This is a genomic window from Staphylococcus sp. FSL W8-0056, assembly GCF_037963075.1.
Classification (GTDB): Bacteria; Bacillota; Bacilli; order Staphylococcales; family Staphylococcaceae; genus Staphylococcus; species Staphylococcus aureus.
In genome coordinates this window covers 1,466,446-1,490,783 of record NZ_CP150142.1, presented here as the reverse complement: position 1 = coordinate 1,490,783, position 24,338 = coordinate 1,466,446, and the positions used below count along the sequence as shown (strand labels likewise).

The window sequence follows — 24,338 nt, the reverse complement described above, 5'->3', positions numbered from 1 at the left end:
AAATGAGGTTGTTACTTATTTAAGTGCATTTGTTATAGGAGGATATACAAATGACGCAGCAACAAAATGATAAAAGAACATTAAAAAATAAACACACTTATCAAAATGAACCACTACCAAACCGTAAAGATTTTGTTGTTAGTTTTATAACTGGCGCGCTTGTTGGTTCAGCTTTAGGTTTGTATTTTAAAAATAAAGTTTATCAAAAAGCAGATGATTTAAAAGTCAAAGAACAAGAACTGTCGCAAAAGTTTGAAGAAAGAAAAACGCAACTTGAAGAAACGGTTGCCTATACAAAAGAACGTGTTGAAGGATTTTTAAACAAATCTAAAAATGAGCAAGCGGCATTAAAGGCACAACAAGCAGCGATAAAAGAAGAAGCAAGTGCAAATAATTTAAGTGATACATCACAAGAAGCACAAGAGATTCAAGAAGCTAAAAGAGAAGCACAAGCAGAAGCGGATAAAAGTGTGGCTGTATCAAATGAAGAGTCAAAAGCATCGGCATTAAAAGTACAACAAGCAGCAATAAAAGAAGAAGCAAGTGCAAATAATTTAAGTGACACGTCACAAGAGGCACAAGAGATTCAAGAAGCTAAAAAAGAAGCACAAGCAGAAACAGATAAAAGTGCAGCTGTATCAAATGAAGAACCAAAAGCAGTGGCATTGAAAGCACAACAAGCAGCGATAAAAGAAGAAGCAAGTGCAAATAATTTAAGTGATACATCACAAGAGGCACAAGAGGTTCAAGAAGCTAAAAAAGAAGCACAAGCAGAGAAAGACAGTGACACATCAACTAAAGATGCAAGTGCAGCAAAGGTAGAAGTATCAAAACCAGAGTCACAAGCTGAAAGATTAGCAAACGCTGCAAAACAGAAGCAAGCTAAATTAACACCAGGTTCAAAAGAGAGTCAATTAACTGAAGCGTTATTTGCAGAAAAACCAGTTGCTAAAAATGACTTGAAAGAAATTCCTCAATTAGTTACTAAAAAGAATGATGTATCAGAGACAGAGACGGTTAATATAGATAATAAAGACACTGTTAAACAAAAAGAAGCTAAATTTGAAAATGGTGTTATTACACGTAAAGCTGATGAAAAAACAACTAATAATACAGCTGTTGACAAGAAATCAGGTAAACAATCTAAAAAAACAACACCTTCAAATAAACGAAATGCATCAAAAGCATCTACAAATAAAACTTCAGGTCAGAAAAAGCAACATAATAAGAAATCATCACAAGGTGCAAAGAAACAAAGTAGTTCAAGTAAGTTAACTCAAAAGAATAATCAAACTAGTAATAAGAATTCAAAAACAACAAATGCTAAATCATCCAATGCATCAAAAACGCCAAATGCTAAAGTTGAAAAAGCTAATAGTAAAATAGAGAAACGTACATTCAATGACTAAGATTACTAAAATCGTTGAATAATCAATCATAGCAGTAAGCTATGTATTATATTTTTAAAAATTGAATTTCAAAATAAAAGGTAGGCATTCAGGTGCTTACCTTTTTTGATATCATCAGTTTATTTTGAAAGGCAACGCGATCATTTCATGTATTTATGCTGTTTGAAACATCGTTAGATAACAATAGTTATATTGCACATTTTAAGCTGAAGATGGAAAAATATTCGATAATCAAATAAACAATGAATCTTAGAAGGTACAATGACGTTCACTAATTCAAATATAGCCGCTCATGTTGGTGAGTGATGTTCACTATAGATTTATATTAATATACAAAGGTTGTTAATTTTTATTAAGCGTTAGGTTGAATGTATGAGAATTTTAGATTTATAATAGAAGATAGAAACGAAAATTTTTCTTAAAAGCAGTAATGTTGACTCAAAATAAGCTATAATAATGACACTTATTTAATTGATTAACATTTGCTAATAAATATCAATATAGAATATAACTTTCCAATAATGACTGAGAAAATCGAAATGTCAGTCTCGAATCATATAATTAGAAAATTGATTATTTTCTGTCAATTTAGGGTTGAACTATACATATGATATTGTTAGAATATTTTTTAACATTATATTTTATTGCTTTAAAGTGGAATATACTTGAAATAATTCGTAGAGGTGAGTAAGGATGAGTAATAAATTAGAATCATACAGAAGTGAGATTGTCTCACTGAATCATCAAATTTTAGATTTATTATCTAAACGTGGTGAACTAGCACAAAAAATTGGGGAGGAAAAATTAAAACAAGGTACACGTATCTATGATCCACAACGCGAAAAAGAAATGCTTAACGACTTAATTGATAGCAACAAAGGACCATTTAACGATAATACAATTAAGCAATTATTTAAAGAAATTTTTAAAGCCTCTACAGATTTACAAAAATCTGAAAATGAAAAACACTTATACGTATCACGTAAGTTGAAACCTGAAGATACGATTGTAACATTTGATAATGGGGGCATTATTGGAGACGGCAATAAATCATTTGTATTTGGGCCATGTTCAGTTGAATCATTTGAACAAGTTGAAGCTGTTGCTAAAAACTTACATGCTAAAGGTGAAAAATTTATTCGTGGCGGTGCATTTAAACCACGTACATCACCATATGATTTCCAAGGCCTAGGTGTTGAAGGACTTAAAATACTTAAACAGATTAAAGATAAATATGATTTAAATGTTGTCAGCGAAATCGTAAATCCAAATGATTTTGAAGTGGCTGATGAGTATTTAGACGTATTCCAAATTGGTGCACGTAATATGCAAAACTTCGAGTTATTAAAAGAAGCTGGCCGTACGAAAAAGCCTATTCTATTAAAACGTGGTTTATCTGCTACAATCGAAGAGTTTGTTTATGCAGCTGAATACATTGCTTCACAAGGTAATCAAAACATTATTTTATGTGAACGTGGAATCCGAACTTATGAAAAGGCGACACGTAACACTTTAGATATTTCAGCAGTACCAATTTTAAAACAAGGTACACACTTACCAGTCATGGTAGATGTTACGCATAGTACAGGTCGTAAAGATATCATGTTACCAACTGCGAAAGCAGCATTAGCAGTTGGTGCTGATGGAGTTATGGCTGAGGTGCATCCAGATCCATCTGTTGCACTTAGTGATGCGGGTCAACAAATGGATTTAGATGAATTCCAAGCATTTTATGATGAATTAAAGCCTTTAGCTGATTTATATAACGCTAAAAAGTTAAAATAATATTCCAAGGAAACTATAGACTACTTAACTAATATGTCATGTTGAAGTAGAATATTATCTTTGAATCGACAATTTTAAACTTACAGCCATTCTAAGAGTATATTACTTTTAGAGTGGCTATTATTTTTTGTATAGAAATAAAGGTATACTGCACTTAACGATTGTTATAATACTTCGACACTTGTTCAATTTCACAATTATTAAAGATTATGACTGATAGCAGTAATTAAAATTATAACTATGAATTATCTGTAAAATATAATAGATTCACACATTTGTTGCTGAAATGTGAACATTTTTCAACAAATGCAATTGATGTTTGAAAAGGCTTTCTCAAAACATTACAATTAAAAATGAAAAAAGTTTATATAAAATTAAAATATATCGTTCGTTATCATTTAGCGTTTGTTTTTATTTCAAGCTTTTCGCTAAATTTTTCCAAACAAAAATATGTTACTGTAAATTAAAATATGGTAAACTATGAAAATGAAATGAAAACATGTTATTATAATGAATAAAACGTTTACAAGGAGGAAATTATGACAGTTACTATATATGATGTAGCAAGAGAAGCGCGTGTCTCTATGGCCACAGTGTCGCGTGTTGTTAATGGGAACCAAAATGTTAAAGCAGAAACTAAAAATAAAGTTAACGAAGTCATTAAGCGTTTGAATTATCGTCCAAATGCTGTTGCTAGAGGTTTAGCTAGTAAAAAGACAACAACAGTAGGTGTGATCATTCCAGATATATCTAATATCTATTATTCACAACTTGCTCGTGGACTTGAAGATATTGCAACAATGTATAAATATCACTCAATTATTTCAAATTCAGATAACGATCCTGAAAAGGAAAAAGAAATTTTTAATAACTTATTAAGTAAACAGGTTGATGGTATTATTTTCCTTGGTGGTACAATTACTGAAGAAATGAAAGAATTGATAAATCAATCATCTGTACCTGTAGTAGTATCAGGAACAAATGGTAAGGATGCACATATAGCATCAGTTAATATTGATTTTACTGAAGCTGCGAAAGAAATTACGGGAGAATTAATTGAAAAAGGCGCTAAATCATTTGCTTTAGTAGGTGGAGAACATTCTAAAAAAGCTCAAGAAGATGTTTTAGAAGGTTTAACTGAAGTGTTAAATAAAAATGGCCTTCAATTAGGTGATACATTGAATTGTTCTGGTGCTGAAAGTTATAAAGAAGGCGTAAAAGCTTTTGCTAAAATGAAAGGCAATTTGCCAGATGCCATTTTATGTATCAGCGACGAAGAAGCAATTGGTATTATGCATAGTGCAATGGATGCTGGTATTAAAGTTCCAGAGGAATTACAAATTATTAGTTTCAATAATACACGATTAGTTGAGATGGTTAGACCACAACTTTCTAGTGTTATTCAACCATTATATGATATCGGTGCAGTAGGGATGCGCTTATTAACAAAATATATGAACGATGAAAAGATAGAAGAACCAAATGTAGTTTTACCTCACAGAATTGAATACCGAGGAACTACAAAATAAATTCACAAAATTAGGCATTCATCTAACGACCCAAATTATATGGGTGTTGGAAGAATGCCTTTTATTTATCTTTTAAAATCGTTGCAGATTAGGTTACTTATTGACGAGTAGATTCGTACCAACTCGCTATATGTAAAGCTAATTTTTTATTTTTTTCACTAATTTCTTTTGTGCGGGGGACATAGGTATAATCATTTAAACGATCTTCCCATCTTTTAGGTAATAATTCAGATGAATAATGTTTCCATTTATTAATCCATTCTAACGGTAAATAACCACTTTGAATTGGTTGATCAATTAAACTTAAGAATACATGACTCCATGCACGTGGTACGACTCTCCAAATATTGTAGCCTCCGCCACCAAACATAATTACCTTTCCATTCGTATAAGAATCAGCTAAATATTTTACAAAATATGGAATTTCATATAATGAATGTAACGTACAATTTAGATGAGTTAGTGGATCACGATAATGTATATCGACACCATTTACGCTTAGAATAATATCAGGTTTAAAACTCTTTACGACAGGCTCAACTGTTAATTTAAAACACTCCAAAAATGATGCATCTTCTGTATACGGTTCAAGTGGGACATTTACAGTGTGTCCATAGCCGATATCTTCACCGCGTTCAGTATAGTGACCAGAGCCTGGGAAAAGAAACTTTCCGGTTTCATGGATAGAATAAGTAGTAACATGGTTATCGGCATAGAAACTCCATTGTGTACCATCTCCATGATGTGCATCGGTATCTATGATTAAAACGCGTTGATTGTATTCTTTAGCTAAGTATTGTGCGGTAATTGCAATATCATTGTATATACAAAAACCACTTGCTCGACCAGGTTGAGCGTGATGCAAACCACCACCTAAGTGACAACCATTTAATACTTTGCCTGACATAATAAGATCTGCTAAAGTTAAAGCGCCTCCAACAATTGTGGCACTATGGCGGTGCATATGCTTAAATTGACCATTCTCTTCATCATTTAATCCATATTTCTTAGCCTCATCTTCACTGATAATGCCATGTGAAGCATGCTTAATAGCTTCGACGTAATCATATTTATGAATTAACATTAATTCGTCACCTGTTGCAATTCTAGGTTGTACTATTTGTTCTGGAGACAATAAATTTGCATTCAAAAGTAGCTCTGTTGTTAATTTTAAACGCATTTGATTGAAGGGATGTTGGTCATGAAATCGATATTGTAATAACTTATCTGAATAAACATATGCAGTTTTTGATGAATGTTGTTGCATATAATCCCTCCGATATTCCAAAAATTAAAAGAAAAACCGATTCATATAACGAATATCATCAAACGCTTGTTGCTGTTCTAATGTAATATTTTTGCCAATTCTTGCCATTAAACAATTAGCTGGATGACTTGTTATTTCTGGATCATCTGTAGCGAATATTTCAAGTCCACCAGTTGCCATTAACCGCTGCATTAATTTTTTATAGTCAAATACATCTAACTTTGAATTTTTTAAATCCCAATGCCAGTAATATTCAGTAGTTATAACGATATAATCCTCGAATTCTGGTGTAGAAAGGCTAAGTTGTATTAGCTTTTCTGCAAGATGTAATTGCCTAAAATTGATGCTGACTTCAATTGCCCCCAATTCGATTAAATATGGAAGGTTACCTGTAGACCAGCGCTCAATTTCATCAGGATAGTGGAAAGTGACATAACCCACAATGAGTTCATCTTGGCGAGCAACATAAATTCTACCTTCTGGTAATGTTGTAATTTCTAACAAAGCTTCATACTGATCTTCAGCATCTCTAAATGCGGTTAAATGCGCATCGAAAGTAAGCGCTTTCAAATCTTCGTATGTTAAAGGACCTTCAATAACAAATTGCTTGTCATGAATGTAATAATCTTCGGATTGATACGTCTTTAAATGATTCATATTTTCAACTCCTCAATCGACGTCGTGATTGTATTAAATTCATTATATAGAAAATTTACAATAATTAATACTAGAAAAAGGATAAAAGTAAAAATTTTGAATAATTAGAAATGTTATGTATAATATTGAGAAAGAAAGCGTTTTCACATAACAAAGGGGGAGTTTCAAATGAAAGTCGAAGTTTATAAAGGAGCGCAAGGTAAACATAACCTTAAAGATTATGAAGAAACATATAATACTTTTGATTGGAAAGACGTAGAACAAGCATTTTCTTGGAGTGAAACTGGAAAAATGAACATGGCATATGAATGTATAGATCGCCATGTAGATCAAGGATTAGGGGATAAAATAGCGTTAAATTACAAAGATGAGTACAGAAAAGAATCGTATACTTATAAAGATATGCAACGGTTATCTAATAAAGCAGCGAATGTTTTGTCTGAACATGCAGAAGTTGACAAAGGTGACAGAGTATTTATATTTATGTCGCGTACACCTGAACTATATTTTGCGTTGTTAGGTGTTTTAAAAATTGGTGCAATTGTTGGGCCGTTATTTGAAGCATTTATGGAAAAGGCAGTTGCGGATAGATTAGAGAACAGTGAAGCTAAAGTGTTAATTACTAATAAGGCATTGTTACCTCGAGTACCTGTAGATAAATTACCGAACTTGAAAAAAATTGTTGTCGTAGATGAGGATGTAGAAGACAATTACATAGACTTCATTAGTTTGATGGAAACTGCTAGCGATGAATTTGACATTGAATGGTTAAAGTCGGATGATGGTTTGATTTTACATTATACATCAGGTTCTACTGGGCAACCTAAAGGTGTATTGCATGTTCAACAAGCAATGTTAGTGCACTATATTTCTGGAAAATATGTATTAGATTTACAAGAAGATGATGTTTATTGGTGTACAGCAGATCCAGGTTGGGTTACAGGAACATCTTATGGTATTTTTGCACCATGGTTAAATGGCGCTACAAATTGTATAGCTGGTGGTCGCTTTTCACCAGAACAGTGGTATAGTATGATTGAAGATTTTAAAGTGACGATTTGGTATACGGCACCAACAGCTTTAAGAATGTTAATGAGTGCTGGTGACGATATTGTTGAGAAATATGACTTGTCATCGTTACGTTCGATTCTATCAGTAGGTGAGCCTTTAAATCCTGAAGTTATAAAATGGGCGAAAAAAGTATACGGTTTAACGGTGTTAGATACTTGGTGGATGACAGAAACAGGTGGACATATGATTGTTAACTATCCAACGATGGACGTCAAGCTTGGCTCAATGGGCAAACCATTACCTGGTATTCAAGCTGCAATTATCGATGATGCAGGTAATGAATTACCACCAAATCGAATGGGCAACCTTGCTATAAAAAAAGGCTGGCCATCAATGATGTATCGTATCTGGAAGAATCCAGAAAAATATAAATCATATTTTATTGGAGACTGGTATGTATCTGGTGATTCGGCATATAAAGATGAAGATGGTTACTTCTGGTTCCAAGGACGTGTTGATGATGTAATTATGACAGCTGGTGAACGAGTTGGACCATTTGAGGTTGAGTCTAAATTGGTTGAACACGAAGCAGTTGCCGAAGCAGGAATTATTGGTAAACCTGATCCGGTTCGCGGTGAAATAATTAAGGCGTTTGTTGCACTGAGAAAAGGATATGAACCAACAGACGAATTAAAAGAAGAAATTCGTTTATTTGTTAAAGAAGGTTTGTCGGCACATGCAGCACCACGTGAAATCGAATTTAAAGATAAATTACCTAAAACACGGTCAGGTAAAATTATGAGACGTGTATTAAAAGCTTGGGAATTAAATTTAGATGCTGGGGATTTAAGTACAATGGAATAATGACATGAATGTTATTGAAGATTTTTTTCGAAGAATAAAGGGTGACAACATATTTCATGTCAATGTTTAAATAATCGTTTACTTTACGATAAGCAATATAAAGAGCTGTTAACTTGTGTCATATCATTTCGTAGAAAGCATTTGAAAATGATGACATAACAATTATGGCATATCTTTATATTGCTTTTTATTTTTAATATGATCTTTGGAAGATGATTATTTTAAATAATAGAAAAATATAGTTATCAATAGTATCAAGCGCTAAAAGTTTTATAATACAAAACTTTAATAAGTGAATTTATTGCAAAAATGAAAGCGCTAACCCGATTTAGTCGACAAGTTTTTAACAGTTCGTTATTATATGAATGTAAGTAAAAATTTCTTAGCTACAACTTACATATTATAAATGCATAAATTAAACAAAAAGGGGCGAAAAAAGTTGACTCATTTATCAGATTTAGATATTGCGAATCAATCAACACTACAACCAATTAAGGATATTGCTGCATCAGTAGGTATTTCAGAGGATGCATTAGAACCTTATGGTCATTACAAAGCTAAAATCGACATTAATAAAATTACGCCAAGAGAAAACAAAGGGAAAGTTGTTTTAGTAACTGCGATGAGCCCAACACCAGCTGGTGAAGGTAAATCAACGGTTACAGTTGGTTTAGCTGATGCATTCCATGAGTTAAATAAAAACGTTATGGTTGCATTAAGAGAGCCTGCTTTAGGACCAACATTTGGTATCAAAGGTGGTGCGACTGGTGGTGGTTATGCGCAAGTCTTACCTATGGAAGATATCAACTTACATTTCAACGGAGATTTCCATGCGATTACAACTGCAAATAATGCATTGTCTGCGTTTATAGATAATCATATTCACCAAGGTAATGAATTAGGAATCGATCAAAGACGTATTGAATGGAAACGTGTATTAGATATGAATGATCGTGCACTTAGACATGTAAACGTTGGGTTAGGTGGACCTACAAATGGTGTACCACGTGAAGATGGCTTTAATATTACAGTAGCGTCTGAAATTATGGCGATTTTATGTTTAAGTAGAAGTATTAAAGACTTAAAAGATAAAATTAGTCGTATTACTATTGGTTACACTAGAGATCGCAAGCCAGTTACAGTTGCAGATTTAAAAGTGCAAGGTGCACTTGCAATGATTTTAAAAGATGCAATTAAACCAAACTTAGTACAATCAATTGAAGGGACACCTGCATTAGTTCATGGTGGACCATTTGCGAATATCGCACACGGTTGTAACTCAATTTTAGCAACTGAAACAGCACGTGATTTAGCTGATATCGTTGTAACGGAAGCTGGATTTGGTTCAGACTTAGGCGCTGAAAAATTCATGGACATTAAAGCGCGTGAAGCAGGATTTGATCTGGCAGCTGTCGTTGTTGTTGCGACAATTCGTGCGTTAAAAATGCATGGTGGTGTAGCGAAAGATAATTTAAAAGAAGAAAATGTAGAAGCAGTAAAAGCAGGAATTGTTAATTTAGAGCGTCATGTTAATAATATTAAAAAATTCGGTGTAGAACCGGTTGTTGCAATTAATGCATTTATACATGATACCGATGCAGAAGTAGAATATGTAAAATCTTGGGCTAAAGAAAATAACGTACGAATTGCCTTAACTGAAGTTTGGGAAAAAGGTGGTAAAGGTGGCGTTGACTTAGCAAATGAAGTATTAGAAGTCATTGATCAACCTAATTCATTTAAACCTTTATATGAATTAGAATTACCATTAGAGCAAAAGATTGAAAAGATTGTGACTGAAATCTATGGCGGTTCAAAAGTAACGTTTAGCAGTAAAGCGCAAAAACAATTAAAACAATTTAAAGAAAATGGTTGGGATAATTACCCAGTATGTATGGCGAAAACACAATATTCATTCTCAGATGATCAAACGTTGTTAGGTGCACCATCAGGATTTGAAATTACAATTCGTGAATTAGAAGCGAAAACAGGTGCAGGATTTATCGTAGCGTTGACAGGTGCAATCATGACTATGCCTGGTTTACCTAAAAAACCAGCAGCATTAAACATGGATGTTACTGATGATGGTCATGCAATTGGGTTATTCTAATAAATCATGTCAATTGTTTAATAAAGATAAGTAAATAGTTTAATAGACCGGACTGTTGGAGATGCATTATTTCAGCAGTTCGGTTTTTTGCTGTGCTAAAAATAGATTCCATTTGGCGAATCTAACGACAATGTTTGAAGGTGGTTAATTAATGTATATGAAGATAAAAAGTGGGTTTGAAGAATAGGAAAGCGATGCAATGAATATTCATATTAAAAAATTTTAATAAAATAGGTTGCAATATTTAATTGGGATGCGCTACAATTAACACTAATAATTGATATTGATAATTATTATCAATTAAATATAATCTTATAGGAGTTGTTAACAACATGAACAAACATCACCCAAAATTAAGGTCTTTCTATTCTATTAGAAAATCAACTCTAGGCGTTGCATCGGTCATTGTCAGTACACTATTTTTAATTACTTCTCAACATCAAGCGCAAGCAGCAGAAAATACAAATACTTCAGATAAAATATCGGAAAATCAAAATAATAATGCAACTACAACTCAGCAACCTAAGGATACAAATCAAACACAACCTGCTACGCAACCAGTAATCACTGCGAAAAACTATCCTGCAGCGGATGAATCACTTAAAGATGCAATTAAAGATCCTGCATTAGAAAATAAAGAACATGATATAGGTCCAAGAGAACAAGTCAATTTCCAGTTATTAGATAAAAACAATGAAACGCAGTACTATCACTTTTTCAGCATCAAAGATCCAGCAGATGTGTATTACACTAAAAAGAAAGCAGAAGTTGAATTAGACATCAATACTGCTTCAACATGGAAAAAGTTTGAAGTCTATGAAAACAATCAAAAATTACCAGTGAGACTTGTATCATATAGTCCTGTACCAGAAGACCATGCCTATATTCGATTCCCAGTTTCAGATGGCACACAAGAATTGAAAATTGTTTCTTCGACTCAAATTGATGATGGAGAAGAAACAAATTATGATTATACTAAATTAGTATTTGCTAAACCTATTTATAACGATCCTTCACTTGTGAAATCAGATACAAATGATGCAGTAGTAACGAATGATCAATCAAGTTCAGACGCAAGTAATCAAACAAACACGAATACATCTAATCAAAATACATCAACGACCAACAATGCTAATAATCAACCGCAGGCAACGACAAATATGAGTCAACCTGCACAACCAAAATCGTCAGCGAATGCAGATCAAGCGTCAAGCCAACCAGCTCATGAAACAAATTCTAATGGTAATACTAACGATAAAACGAATGAGTCAAGTAATCAGTCGGATGTTAATCAACAGTATCCACCAGCAGATGAATCACTACAAGATGCAATTAAAAACCCGGCTATCATCGATAAAGAACATACAGCTGATAATTGGCGACCAATTGATTTTCAAATGAAAAATGATAAAGGTGAAAGACAGTTCTATCATTATGCTAGTACTGTTGAACCAGCAACTGTCATTTTTACAAAAACAGGTCCAGTAATTGAGTTAGGTTTAAAGACAGCTTCAACATGGAAGAAATTTGAAGTTTATGAAGGTGACAAAAAGTTACCAGTCGAATTAGTATCATATGATTCTGATAAAGATTATGCCTATATTCGTTTCCCAGTATCTAATGGTACGAGAGACGTTAAAATTGTGTCATCTATTGAATATGGTGAGAACATCCATGAAGACTATGATTATACGCTAATGGCCTTTGCACAGCCTATTACTAATAACCCAGACGACTATGTGGATGAGGAAACATACAATTTACAAAAATTATTAGCTCCGTATCACAAAGCTAAAACGTTAGAAAGACAAGTTTATGAATTAGAAAAATTACAAGAGAAATTGCCAGAAAAATATAAGGCGGAATATAAAAAGAAATTAGATCAAACTAGAGTAGAGTTAGCTGATCAGGTTAAATCAGCAGTGACGGAATTTGAAAATGTTACACCTACAAATGATCAATTAACAGATTTACAAGAAGCGCATTTTGTTGTTTTTGAAAGTGAAGAAAATAGTGAGTCAGTTATGGACGGCTTTGTTGAACATCCATTCTATACAGCAACTTTAAATGGTCAAAAATATGTAGTGATGAAAACAAAGGATGACAGTTACTGGAAAGATTTAATTGTAGAAGGTAAACGTGTCACTACTGTTTCTAAAGATCCTAAAAATAATTCTAGAACGTTGATTTTCCCATATATACCTGACAAAGCAGTTTACAATGCGATTGTTAAAGTCGTTGTGGCAAACATTGGTTATGAAGGTCAATATCATGTCAGAATTATAAATCAGGATATCAATACAAAAGATGATGATACATCACAAAATAACACGAGTGAACCGCTAAATGTACAAACAGGACAAGAAGGTAAGGTTGCTGATACAGATGTAGCTGAAAATAGCAGCACTGCAACAAATCCTAAAGATGCGTCTGATAAAGCAGATGTGATAGAACCAGAGTCTGACGTGTTTAAAGATGCTGATAATAATATTGATAAAGATGTGCAACATGATGTTGATCATTTATCCGATATGTCGGATAATAATCACTTCGATAAGTATGATTTAAAAGAAATGGATACTCAAATTGCCAAAGATACTGATAGAAATGTGGATAATAGCGTTGGTATGTCATCGAATGTCGATACTGATAAAGACTCTAATAAAAATAAAGACAAAGTCATACAGCTTGCTCATATTGCCGATAAAAATAATCATACTGGAAAAGCAGCAAAGCTTGACGTAGTGAAACAAAATTATAATAATACAGACAAAGTTACTGACAAAAAAACAACTGAACATCTGCCGAGTGATATTCATAAAACTGTAGATAAAACAGTGAAAACAAAAGAAAAAGCCGGCACACCATCGAAAGAAAACAAACTTAGTCAATCTAAAATGCTACCAAAAACTGGAGAAACAACTTCAAGCCAATCATGGTGGGGCTTATATGCGTTATTAGGTATGTTAGCTTTATTCATTCCTAAATTCAGAAAAGAATCTAAATAATTAACTAAATATAGCATATGTATGGTTAACTTTGTAAACAATGTGAAAGCAATTAATTTATAAACTATTGATTGGTTTAATGGCTTTCCTTTAGAGTAAATAAAAAGAACAGCAGTGAGAAATTTTCTAATTGAAAATAATCTTACTGCTGTTTTTAATATTTGGATGCATTGTTGTGGTTACTTTAAAAAGTGAGCATCAATTAACGCTTTTTTCGATTTAACAAATGTGATTTAATATCATATTTTAATGCGTCGTTGTATTCTTTTTCAGTGATTTGATCTTCGATTAACATACGCTTTAATACATAATGTTGTCTTTGAATACTATATTTCAAATCTTTATCCGATTTTAACGTTCCATCTTTTTCGTAGGGTGTATAGCCATAAGGGCTTTGCAACAAACCGATAAGGTATGCAGATTGTGCAATTGATAAATCTTTTGGTGGAATACCAAACAAACTATATGAAGCGGATGCAATTCCGGAAATATTAGCGCCATTATAATCTCTACCGAAGGGAACTATATTTAAATATGTATATATAATTTCATCTTTTGAGAGTAGGTGTTCTAATCTAATTGCTAGGCGAAGTTCATTTGCTTTTCTACTATATGTTTTTTCGTTGGTAAGAACTTGATTTTTAACAAGTTGTTGTGTAATTGTGCTACCACCTGAACTTTGATCAGTATTAAAAATATCTTGTATCATTGCTCTTAAAATCGCCTTTGGTAAGATGCCATCATGTTTATAAAATAAAGTGTCTTCAGATGATGTTAATGCTTTAATGACATTTGGACTTGATGTTTTAGGGCCTATAATGAGTGAGTTTTGAGAATGGTTATACTCATATAATAAATTTTTGTTATTATGATCTAATAATTCATCGCCAGGTATTTGTCGAACTTTTTTTATTAAAGCATCATCTGATAATGAGTCGGACGTTTTAGTTAAATGATGAAAATATAAAGACATCGCAATCACAGCGATAGCAACGATGGCAATGAAAATCATAAATATAAAAACAATGACATGTTTGATAGCTTTATATATCTTTTCAAAATGATATATACGATGATTCAATTGATGATTGTTGTCTTGATTCGTCATCTTTAACCTCCTAAATTACGTATAGTATACCATATTTAAGCAATTTGACTTTTATTTTAACGTTAATTATAATTAGGGAAAATGCATAAAGAATAGGATAAAAGGACAAGTAATATTATTTGAAATCATCAGAGAGCTAGTGGTCGCTGTGAACTAGTGTTTTTAATAATATGAATACACCTTTATAACTAACATGTCCTACGTTTATTAATGAACGTATCATTAATAGAGTGAACATTATCTTATGATTATGTTTAAGTTTGGTGGTAACGTGCAATCGCGCCCTTACATATTTGTTGTAAGGGTTTTTTTTACGTTCAAAAAACTTTAAAGTATTTTAACAAGTATTCAATAAATAATTATAAATAGGAGGAAATAATAATGACGAATGTATTAATTGAAGATTTAAAATGGAGAGGTCTTATTTATCAACAAACTGATGAACAAGGTATTGAAGATTTATTAAATAAAGAACAAGTGACGTTATACTGCGGTGCCGATCCAACGGCAGATAGTTTACATATTGGTCACTTACTACCATTCTTAACATTAAGACGTTTTCAAGAACATGGACATCGTCCTATCGTTTTAATTGGCGGTGGTACAGGTATGATTGGTGATCCATCAGGTAAATCAGAAGAACGTGTGCTACAAACAGAAGAACAAGTAGATAAAAATATCGAAGGTATTAGTAAGCAAATGCACAATATTTTTGAATTTGGAACAGACCATGGTGCAGTGCTTGTTAATAATAGAGACTGGTTAGGACAAATCTCATTAATTAGCTTTTTACGTGACTATGGTAAACACGTCGGCGTTAATTACATGTTAGGTAAAGATTCAATCCAAAGTCGTTTAGAACATGGTATTTCATATACAGAATTCACATACACGATTTTACAAGCTATTGATTTCGGTCATTTGAATAGAGAATTGAATTGTAAGATTCAAGTAGGTGGATCAGATCAATGGGGTAATATCACAAGTGGTATTGAATTAATGCGTCGTATGTATGGTCAAACAGACGCATACGGTTTAACTATTCCGCTTGTAACTAAATCAGATGGTAAGAAATTTGGTAAGTCTGTGTCAGGTGCTGTTTGGTTAGATGCTGAAAAAACAAGTCCTTATGAATTTTATCAATTCTGGATTAATCAATCAGACGAAGATGTAATTAAATTCTTAAAATACTTTACTTTCTTAGGAAAAGAAGAAATTGATCGCTTAGAACAATCTAAAAATGAAGCACCGCATTTACGTGAAGCTCAAAAAACATTAGCTGAAGAAGTAACTAAATTTATTCATGGTGAAGATGCATTAAATGATGCAATCCGTATTTCACAAGCATTATTTAGTGGTGATTTAAAATCATTATCAGCGAAAGAATTAAAAGATGGATTTAAAGATGTGCCTCAAGTGACATTATCAAATGACACAACAAATATCGTTGAAGTCCTTATTGAAACAGGCATTTCTCCTTCTAAACGACAAGCACGTGAAGATGTTAACAATGGTGCGATTTATATTAATGGTGAGAGACAACAAGATGTTAATTATGCTTTAGCACCAGAAGATAAAATTGATGGCGAATTTACGATTATTCGTCGCGGTAAGAAAAAATACTTCATGGTTAACTATCAATAAATATAATTGCATAGCTAAATAAATTAGAGCCTACTCATATTCATTCCTAAGAATGTAATGAGTAGGCTCTTAATGTACTTTTCTGTCTGTAAATTATCTAAAGAAATCTCTATCGCCTTGGCCAGGTGATTGACGTTCTGATCGGCTTTGACGTTTTGGTTGTTCTTTTTGTTGTTTTAATTTCACTTTAACTTCTTTTGTTTTACCATCACGGATAACGGTAACAGTGACTGATTCACCAGGTTTTTTATTTTCATATAAATAGCTTCTTAAATCAACATCATCTTTAATTTTCTTGCCATCAATTTCTGTAATAATATCACCTTTTTTAAGATCAATATCACTATCAGCTTTGGCGACATAAATACCGTCTTCTCTATCAGTATGAAGTTGCTCGCGCTCTTCTTCAGGAATATCTTTCAAATTAATTAAACCAATACCAATCGAAGGGCGGTCAATTTTACCATGTTTTACAAGTTGTTCAATTGTTACTTTAACTTCATTACTTGGAATAGCAAACCCGATACCTTCAACTTGTGTCGCAGCAATTTTCATTGAGTTAATACCAACTAAATTACCATTAATATCTACTAATGCGCCACCTGAGTTACCTGGGTTAATAGCAGCATCTGTTTGAAGAACGCTAACTTTTGTATTGCCACCAGTTGTCTCAGCGTCAATCGTACGTTCGCTTGCTGAAATGATACCAGATGTTACAGAGTTAGCAAATTGTAATCCTAATGGGTTACCCATTGCGAATACGCTATCGCCAGTTTGTACTTTTGAAGAGTTGGCAAATTGAATCGCTTTAATACCTTTTGTATTTTCAATTTTAAGTACAGCAATATCAGTTACTGCATCTTTACCAACTAATTTCGCTTTAACTTGTTTTTTATTATGTAATTGGACTCTAATTTCATTTGCGCCATCAATAACATGATTGTTTGTAACGATATAAGCTGAATTGTTGTTTATTTGATAGATAACACCTGAACCTACTCCAGCTTCAGATGGTTTAGATGATTTGCCTTTTAATAAGTCGTCTACACTTGATGCTTTTTGCATGTTAATAACTCCAACAATTGTAGGGGAGACAGATTTTATCATTTCATGAACGGTACCGAATTTCTTGCTTTGACCGTCTAATTGATTGCCACCTTTATTATTTGTTGTCTGAACAGTTGAACCATCTTTATTTAAAATTGTACTATTTAATACTTTGCCTATACCAAGTACTAGAAGTGCACCAATAATTCCAGCAATCAATGCAACGATGACTGTTTTAAACCATGGAAATTTAGGTCTTCTGTATCTAGGTGTTTGGCTATGGTTTGTTGTAGAATGATCTGTATGATTAAAATCTGACATACTTAACCTCCATTATATGATTTATATATGCTTTAATTATGTCTTTTTTTTATAATTATTGCTAGTAATACACTATACAACTTTAGATGTATTTTCAGACTATCTTGTTCTAGTAAAAATATAGTGATAAAATCTAGTTGTTATAAACAAATAAGTTAAGTAGGTGGCACAATGTATTCAGTGATTAGTAAGATTTTGAATTTCATTTTAGTTAAAATGTCAAAATCATTATACGTAATCGGTAAAGATAATATTCCTAAGGATAGTAAATATGTCGTAACTTGTACGCATGAAAGTTATAACGAAGTTATTATGCTAGGTATGGCATTATATCCTAATCAAATTCATTATATGGCTAAAAAAGAATTATTCAAAAATAAATGGATTGGTAAATTTTTAACGTCTTTAAATGCATTTCCTGTAGATCGTGAAAATCCAGGACCTAGTACTTTAAAACGCCCAATCAATTTGTTGAAAGATAATAAGACAGTTGGTATCTTCCCAACAGGTTCTCGCACATCGCAAGAAGGTGCACCATTGAAACGTGGTGCTTCAACAATTGCAATGTTAAGTAAGTCACCAATATTACCTGTTGCTTATGTTGGTCCTACTAAGATTCATGGTCTTTTAACAGGACAAGCATACATAAATATTGGTAAACCAATCGATATTAACGATTTACCTAAAGATTTAAAACGAAACGAGCGTATCGATTACATTACAAAAGAGATTGAAACACGAACAGCAAAGTTACAACAAGAATTGCATGAAATTGTAAAAAGTTTATAAAATAACTTGAGGTAGAAATATAGCTGGTTAGTATGCCTAGGTGACTATAACGGAGTATCGAAGTAGTTATTCTAGTTACATTAGTAATCTTTATATTTCTACCTTATTTTAAGAAGGATGACATTCAATGTATAAATTTTTCCAAAATTTAGGGCGTTCGTTAATGTTACCAGTTGCCATTTTACCGGCTGCAGCAATTATTGCCGGAATTGGTAATACGTTAAATGCACTTCATGCGACGCCGAAAATCGCAATGTTCTTTACTACGGTAGGTACTACGATTTTAGAGCAATTAGGTATTTTATTTGCAATTGGTGTAGCTATAGGAATGGCAAAGAAAAATGATGGTGCAGTCGCGCTTGCAGCTACGTTAGGATATTTTTTAGTTACAGTTGTATTATCACCAATGAAATTAGCGCCTTTATTAGGAATGAAAGCTTCGGAAATAAATTCAGCTTTTGAAAAGATGAATAATGGCAATGTCTTTGTTGGTATTGTAATAGGTTTAATAGCAGCCTATGCATACAATAAGTTTAGTGAAACAGAATTACCATTAGCATTATCATTTTTTAGTGGTAAACGTCTAGTTCCAATTATGACTGCATTTTACTGTACATTTTTAGTTGTCATATTGTTATTCTTATGGCCACTACTTTATTCATGGATTGTAAAATTTGGTGAATCTATAGTCGGTTTAGGATCGTTTGGAGCTTTCATATATGGTGTTGCCAATAGATTATTAATTCCTACAGGATTACATCATGCACTGAATAGTGTGTTCTGGTTTGATACGATTGGTATTAATGATATTGGTAAATTCCAAAGTGGCAAAGATGCTATAAAAGGTATTACAGGACGCTATCAAGCGGGATTCTTCCCAATCATGATGTTCGGTATTCCAGCGGCTGCGTTAGCAATGTATCATACAGCTAAAACGACTCAGAAAAAACAAGTTTACGGTTGGTTCCTAGCGAGTTCAGTTGCAGCATTTTTCGTTGGTGTTACAGAGCCGATTGAGTTTGCATTTATGTTTGTTGCGCCAATCTTATATGTTGTTCATGCGTTATTAACAGGATTATCTTTATTTATCGCAGCTACATTCCATTGGACAGCTGGATTTTCATTTAGTGCAGGTTTGATAGATTATGTGTTATCACTAATTAATCCAGTATCAAATCATCCATTGATGTTGCTTGTTCAAGGTGTTGTATTTTTCATCTTATACTATGTGATTTTCCGTGTAGTAATCCAAGTATTTAACTTGAATACGATTGGTAGAGGTGAAAATGAATTAGTTGATCCAACAGTTGTAAAAGATAATATTGCTCCTGGTGAAAATGATATTAAACAAAGTAAATATCATCAACATGCTATACAAATATTAGAAGGTTTAGGCGGTCAAGAGAATATTGTTAATTTAACCAATTGTGCAACAAGGTTGCGTCTAGAGTTAAAAGACACATCTATTATTGATCAACAGAAGATTAAAAACGCCGGTGCAGTTGGTGTTACTGTTAATGGCAAACATTCAACTCAAGTTATTGTCGGTACACACGTACAGCAGGTTGCTGATGAAATTGAAAAACATTTATAAAATTTAAACAGCTAAAGCGCAAATCTAACTTCAATAGGGTTTGCGCTTTTTTTAGTCAAATAGTAGAATGATTTATATCTGAATTTTCAGAAATGGAGTGGGGATTGTGAAGAAAATTTTATTTGATGTTGATGGCATTTTTTTAAGTGAAGAACGTTGTTTCGATGTCTCTGCATTAACGGTATATGAATTATTAATGGATAAGTGTTATTTAGGTCTTCATTCACATATAGATTGGGAAACTTTGACTGATAACGATATACAAGACATTAGGAATCGAATTTTTCAAAAAGATAAGATTTTAAACAAATTAAAATCGCTAGGGCTGAATTCAAATTGGGATATGTTATTTATCGTTTTTAGTATTCATTTAATTGATATTTTGAAAAAGTTATCACATGATGAAATTGAGGCATTCATGTATCAAGATGAGCCTGTCGAATTGAAGTTGCAAAATATAAGCACAAACTTAGCAGACTGTTTTAATTTAAATGAACAACTACCTTTACAATTTTTGGATAATGTAAAAGTTGGTAAAAATAATATTTATGCTGCTTTGGAAGAGTTTGCAACAACAGAGTTACATGTTTCGGATGCTACTTTATTTAGTTTGAAGGGTGCATTATGGACGTTAGCGCAAGAAGTTTATCAAGAATGGTATTTAGGATCGAAGTTGTATGAAGATGTTGAAAAGAAAATAGCACGAACTACTTTTAAGACAGGTTATATTTATCAAGAAATTATTTTGAGACCAGTAGATGAAGTTAAGGTACTTCTGAATGATTTAAAAGGTGCTGGTTTCGAATTAGGTATTGCAACAGGTCGTCCTTATACTGAGACTGTTGTGCCATTTGAAAATTTAGGATTGTTACCATATTTTGAAGCTGATTTTATTGCAACAGCAAGTGATGTTTTAGAAGCAGAGAATATGTATCCGCAAGCACGACCATTAGGAAAGCCGAATCCTTTTAGTTATATCGCAGCTTTATATGGTAATAATCGCGATAAATATGAATCTTATATCAATAAGCAAGATAACATTGTAAATAAAGATGACGTATTTATAGTAGGCGATTCGTTAGCTGACTTATTAAGTGCTCAAAAAATAGGTGCAACGTTTATTGGAACATTAACAGGTTTAAAAGGTAAGGATGCTGCAGGTGAGTTAGAAGCGCATCATGCCGACTATGTTATTAATCATTTAGGTGAACTTAGAGGTGTACTAGATAATTTGTAATTTGATTGTTGTTTGACAGCATAACTTGAAGTGAATGATTGAACCAAAGGTTTCATATTGAGTTACAATGAAATTAATAATGAAAAAATGCCAAGAAGCAATGGAAGTAATCCAATGTCTTCTTGGCATTTTGAATTTACATAAATTGTTTATGACTGTACCGTCAATTCAGTTGTGAAAATTTGATTGTATTCACCAACTTGTTTAAGTTCATCAATTATATTGTTTGAAACAGGTTGATCAACGGATAAAATCATTAGCGCATCTCCGCCCGCTTCAGTTCTACCTAAAGTCATAGATGCAATGTTGATATTGTATTTACCTAACAATGCGCCAGTTTTTCCTACCATACCTGGAGTATCATTATGATATGACACAATTTGATATTGATTTGGCTTTAAGTCTACAGAAAAATTATTAATTCTAACAATTCTTGGACCGAAACCTGTAAAGACAGAAGCGCCAACTTTAACGGAATCGCTATCGTTTGATAGTTCTACCTCTAAGTAGTTACTAAAACCTGTCTCTGCTTTATTATTTTCAATATTTAATGTCACTTGTTGTTGATTTAACAACATTAGAGCATTGATAATATTGACTTCAGGACCAAGATCATCTTTTAAAATATGAGTAATAATTGTACGTGTTAATAAACTACTATCAATAGAGGCTAAGTCGCCACCGTACGTAATTTTAATAGAGCTTGGTGCATTGTACATTAATTGAATAGCTAATTCACCAACTGTTTGGCTTAAATTGATGAATGATTTTACAGTATCATCTATATTGCTTAAGTCCATTTTAGGTGCATTCACTGCATGCGTTACAGTACCATCAATTAAAATTTCGATGATTTCATTTGAAACAGAAATTGCCACTTTTTCTTGAGCTTCGACTGTTGATGCACCCAAATGAGGTGTAACAATAATTTTATCATGTGCAACAAGAGGCGAATCAGTTGCAGGTTCATGTTCAAACACATCGATAGCTGCCCGACTAATTTGTCCTTCGTCTAATGCTTTTATTAGCGCCTTTTCATCAATAATACCACCACGTGCCACATTGATTATTTGCAAACTAGGTTTTGCTTTGGCAAAAAAGTCAGCATTAATTAAGCCTTTTGTTTTAGGTGTTAGTGGTGTATGTAATGTAACGAAATCAGAATGTTGGGCAATCTCATCAACTGTTGCCTTCGTAATACTTAAAGATTTTGCTTTTTCATCCGTTAAGTAAGGGTCAAAAGCTAGTATTTTCATTCCGAAACTTTGCGCACGTTTAGCAACACCTAAACCAATTCTACCAGCACCAATGACACCTAATGTTTTATGATAAAGCTCAGTACCTTTAAATGCATTTCGATTCCATTCTTTATTTGTAAGTGATTGGTGTGCTTGCGGAATATTTCGAGCCATTGATAATAACATTGCCAGTGAATGTTCAGTAGCTGAAATCGTATTACCATCTGGGGCATTAATAACTAAAATACCTTTTAATGTTGCAGCATTAATATTAATATTATCTACACCAACACCGGCGCGTGCGATTACTTTTAAAGAATCAGCAGCATTTATGATATTTTCAGTAACCGTAGTTTGACTACGAACGATTAAAGCATGGTATGAAGGTATAATTTTGATTAATGCTTCTTCGGACAAGCCAGTTTGAATATCTACATTGAATTGTTCGTGATCTAATAATGCTTTGATACCATCTTTTGATATGGGATCTGCAACGAGTACATTAAATTGCTTCATGAATAACCTCCATATATTTTGATATACCTTTACCGATATAGTTAACTTTACGGTGTTCAGTTAAAATAATTTCTAAAGCAGATACTACCGATAAAATATCGAAAGGACTAATTTTCCCCATATGACCAATTCTTAAAATTTGACCTTTAAGATGGCCTTGACCACCAGCAATTGTTATTTTAAAGCGATTTTTAAGTTCATCTTTGATTATTTTCACTTCATTTGTATTAGGTTTGAATGCTGTAACCGTTGGAGATGCATCTTTATCATTGACTAATAAAGTTAAATCTAATGCTTTTAAGGCGCTTCTTAATGCATTTCTAATTGCATAGTGTCGTGCTATTACGTGATTGAAACCTTCTGCTTTTACGGTTTCAACGTATGCATTTACACCTCTAAATAAAGACACATTTGGTGTGAACGGTGTAGAATTGTCAGCTTGTGACGAAATGTATTTATTTAAGTCTAGATAAAATTTTGGCGTAGTTACTTCTTTGAAACGTTCTTTTGCACGGTGGCTATAAGCTACAAAAGCTAATCCTGGAGGTAACATAATTGCTTTTTGACTACCAGAAACAAGTACATCAATTTTATCTTTGTTAATGTCAACATCAACAGCACCAATGCAACTTACGCCGTCAACTACAAAATAAATATTACTATTAAATTGATTGATGGCATTTCCTAACTCGTGAATAGGGTGTAGCACTGTCGTAGATGTTTCGCAATATTGACTAAATACTGCTTTAACTTCAACATCTAAAGTTGAAAGGTAATTGATGAAATCTTTAACATCTACAGCTTCTCCCCATGTTACGTCATAAATGTGCACATTTTTGTAATAAGTTTGTGCAATTTGTTTAAATCGGTTACCAAAGGCACCTGAAACAATGACAACGAAGTGATCTTCAGGGTTTACAATGTTCAACATACTAGCCTCCAAGACGCTTGTACCGCTAGATGTTAAAATAAGTACATCATTTTGACTCCCAAATATTGGCTTTAGACCTTGAAATGCTTGTTGTGCGATGTCTTCAAAATCTTTAGAACGATGACCAACCATAGGTGCTTGAATTTCTCTCATAATGGCATCAGGTACAGGGGTTGGGCCAGGTGTTAATAACAACGGTTGATGATAATACATTTATATGCCTCCTATAAATAAGATTTCACTATTTTAGCAAATTTTCTGAAAATTTAAAAGCCT

21 protein-coding genes are annotated in these 24,338 nt (G+C 32.8%); 13 read left to right on the top strand and 8 right to left on the bottom strand.

All coding sequences use genetic code 11. From position 1 onward, the window contains the following. Positions 1 to 50: 50 nt before the first annotated feature. From NSS86_RS07345 to ccpA, 5 genes are all read left to right on the top strand, one after another. Positions 51 to 1,409, top strand: coding sequence for a hypothetical protein (locus NSS86_RS07345; RefSeq protein ID WP_000193903.1), 1,359 nt, complete (start codon positions 51 to 53; stop codon positions 1,407 to 1,409). A 155-nt stretch (positions 1,410 to 1,564) separates the two neighbouring features. Further along, a complete protein-coding gene (locus NSS86_RS07340) occupies positions 1,565 to 1,648 on the top strand; it encodes a hypothetical protein (RefSeq protein WP_031761406.1) in 84 nt (27 codons plus the stop codon). 454 nt (positions 1,649 to 2,102) lie between these two features. Beyond that, positions 2,103 to 3,194, top strand: a complete 1,092-nt coding sequence (locus tag NSS86_RS07335; protein WP_000066378.1) for a bifunctional 3-deoxy-7-phosphoheptulonate synthase/chorismate mutase — start codon at positions 2,103 to 2,105, stop codon at positions 3,192 to 3,194. Between the two features lie 353 nt (positions 3,195 to 3,547). Next, on the top strand, positions 3,548 to 3,661 hold the full coding sequence (locus tag NSS86_RS07330; RefSeq protein ID WP_001788994.1) for a hypothetical protein: 114 nt from the start codon (positions 3,548 to 3,550) through the stop codon (positions 3,659 to 3,661). A gap of 72 nt (positions 3,662 to 3,733) precedes the next feature. After that, a complete protein-coding gene (ccpA, locus tag NSS86_RS07325) occupies positions 3,734 to 4,723 on the top strand; it encodes a catabolite control protein A (RefSeq protein ID WP_000219066.1) in 990 nt (329 codons plus the stop codon). Positions 4,724 to 4,820: 97 nt separating this feature from the next. Here the strand turns inward: ccpA and NSS86_RS07320 are convergent, their stop codons facing one another. Continuing rightward, entirely contained in the window at positions 4,821 to 5,990 is a 1,170-nt protein-coding gene (locus NSS86_RS07320) for an acetoin utilization protein AcuC (RefSeq protein WP_001184015.1), read from the bottom strand. 24 nt (positions 5,991 to 6,014) lie between these two features. Beyond that, positions 6,015 to 6,647 carry a hypothetical protein gene (locus NSS86_RS07315; protein WP_001016004.1) on the bottom strand — a complete coding sequence of 211 codons (633 nt, stop codon included), beginning with the start codon at positions 6,645 to 6,647 and terminating at the stop codon, positions 6,015 to 6,017. A gap of 168 nt (positions 6,648 to 6,815) precedes the next feature. Here NSS86_RS07315 and acsA point away from each other — a divergent pair, with 168 nt between their 5' ends. Further along, positions 6,816 to 8,522, top strand: coding sequence for an acetate--CoA ligase (gene acsA / locus NSS86_RS07310; protein ID WP_000862095.1), 1,707 nt, complete (start codon positions 6,816 to 6,818; stop codon positions 8,520 to 8,522). A 439-nt stretch (positions 8,523 to 8,961) separates the two neighbouring features. Continuing rightward, positions 8,962 to 10,629 (top strand): formate--tetrahydrofolate ligase, encoded by a 1,668-nt coding sequence (locus NSS86_RS07305; protein ID WP_000149407.1) that lies wholly within the window; start codon positions 8,962 to 8,964, stop codon positions 10,627 to 10,629. A 244-nt stretch (positions 10,630 to 10,873) separates the two neighbouring features. On the opposite strand, the gene NSS86_RS07300 is transcribed toward NSS86_RS07305, so the two are convergent. Continuing rightward, the gene (locus tag NSS86_RS07300; protein WP_000927785.1) at positions 10,874 to 10,963 is read right to left on the bottom strand and encodes a hypothetical protein; all 90 of its coding nucleotides are present in this window, start codon (positions 10,961 to 10,963) and stop codon (positions 10,874 to 10,876) included. On the opposite strand from NSS86_RS07300, the gene harA reads away from it, so the two are divergent. Continuing rightward, complete coding sequence (harA, locus tag NSS86_RS07295; protein ID WP_001032801.1) at positions 10,962 to 13,637, top strand: haptoglobin-binding heme uptake protein HarA; 2,676 nt, start codon at positions 10,962 to 10,964, stop codon at positions 13,635 to 13,637. The genes NSS86_RS07300 and harA overlap by 2 nt on opposite strands. A gap of 130 nt (positions 13,638 to 13,767) precedes the next feature. Next, complete coding sequence (locus tag NSS86_RS07290) at positions 13,768 to 13,860, top strand: hypothetical protein (RefSeq protein ID WP_031761401.1); 93 nt, start codon at positions 13,768 to 13,770, stop codon at positions 13,858 to 13,860. Here the strand turns inward: NSS86_RS07290 and NSS86_RS07285 are convergent. Next, the gene (locus tag NSS86_RS07285) at positions 13,840 to 14,745 is read right to left on the bottom strand and encodes a transglycosylase domain-containing protein (protein WP_000184370.1); all 906 of its coding nucleotides are present in this window, start codon (positions 14,743 to 14,745) and stop codon (positions 13,840 to 13,842) included. The genes NSS86_RS07290 and NSS86_RS07285 overlap by 21 nt on opposite strands. A 381-nt stretch (positions 14,746 to 15,126) precedes the next feature. Here NSS86_RS07285 and tyrS point away from each other — a divergent pair, with 381 nt between their 5' ends. Beyond that, positions 15,127 to 16,389, top strand: coding sequence for a tyrosine--tRNA ligase (gene tyrS / locus NSS86_RS07280; protein ID WP_339302172.1), 1,263 nt, complete (start codon positions 15,127 to 15,129; stop codon positions 16,387 to 16,389). Positions 16,390 to 16,482: 93 nt separating this feature from the next. Here tyrS and NSS86_RS07275 read toward each other — a convergent pair whose 3' ends face one another. Further along, complete coding sequence (locus NSS86_RS07275) at positions 16,483 to 17,757, bottom strand: trypsin-like peptidase domain-containing protein (RefSeq protein WP_001279338.1); 1,275 nt, start codon at positions 17,755 to 17,757, stop codon at positions 16,483 to 16,485. A 171-nt stretch (positions 17,758 to 17,928) separates the two neighbouring features. Between NSS86_RS07275 and NSS86_RS07270 the strand changes: the two genes are divergently transcribed. From NSS86_RS07270 to NSS86_RS07260, 3 genes are all read left to right on the top strand, one after another. Continuing rightward, a complete protein-coding gene (locus NSS86_RS07270) occupies positions 17,929 to 18,546 on the top strand; it encodes a 1-acyl-sn-glycerol-3-phosphate acyltransferase (protein ID WP_000287588.1) in 618 nt (205 codons plus the stop codon). A gap of 127 nt (positions 18,547 to 18,673) precedes the next feature. Beyond that, positions 18,674 to 20,140: an N-acetylglucosamine-specific PTS transporter subunit IIBC gene (gene nagE, locus NSS86_RS07265; RefSeq protein WP_000276367.1), complete on the top strand. Its 1,467-nt coding sequence runs from the start codon at positions 18,674 to 18,676 to the stop codon at positions 20,138 to 20,140. Positions 20,141 to 20,246: 106 nt separating this feature from the next. Continuing rightward, positions 20,247 to 21,377 (top strand): HAD family hydrolase, encoded by a 1,131-nt coding sequence (locus NSS86_RS07260; protein ID WP_000721699.1) that lies wholly within the window; start codon positions 20,247 to 20,249, stop codon positions 21,375 to 21,377. Here the strand turns inward: NSS86_RS07260 and NSS86_RS07255 are convergent. The 3 genes from NSS86_RS07255 to NSS86_RS07245 form a co-directional block, all read right to left on the bottom strand. Then, positions 21,338 to 21,433 (bottom strand): hypothetical protein, encoded by a 96-nt coding sequence (locus tag NSS86_RS07255; protein WP_031761395.1) that lies wholly within the window; start codon positions 21,431 to 21,433, stop codon positions 21,338 to 21,340. The two genes, NSS86_RS07260 and NSS86_RS07255, sit on opposite strands and share 40 nt — an antisense overlap. Positions 21,434 to 21,526: 93 nt before the next feature. After that, complete coding sequence (serA, locus tag NSS86_RS07250; protein WP_000808849.1) at positions 21,527 to 23,131, bottom strand: phosphoglycerate dehydrogenase; 1,605 nt, start codon at positions 23,129 to 23,131, stop codon at positions 21,527 to 21,529. Next, positions 23,118 to 24,275, bottom strand: coding sequence for an alanine--glyoxylate aminotransferase family protein (locus NSS86_RS07245; RefSeq protein WP_000291420.1), 1,158 nt, complete (start codon positions 24,273 to 24,275; stop codon positions 23,118 to 23,120). The genes serA and NSS86_RS07245 overlap by 14 nt, the downstream gene beginning before the upstream one ends. Positions 24,276 to 24,338: the final 63 nt, after the last annotated feature.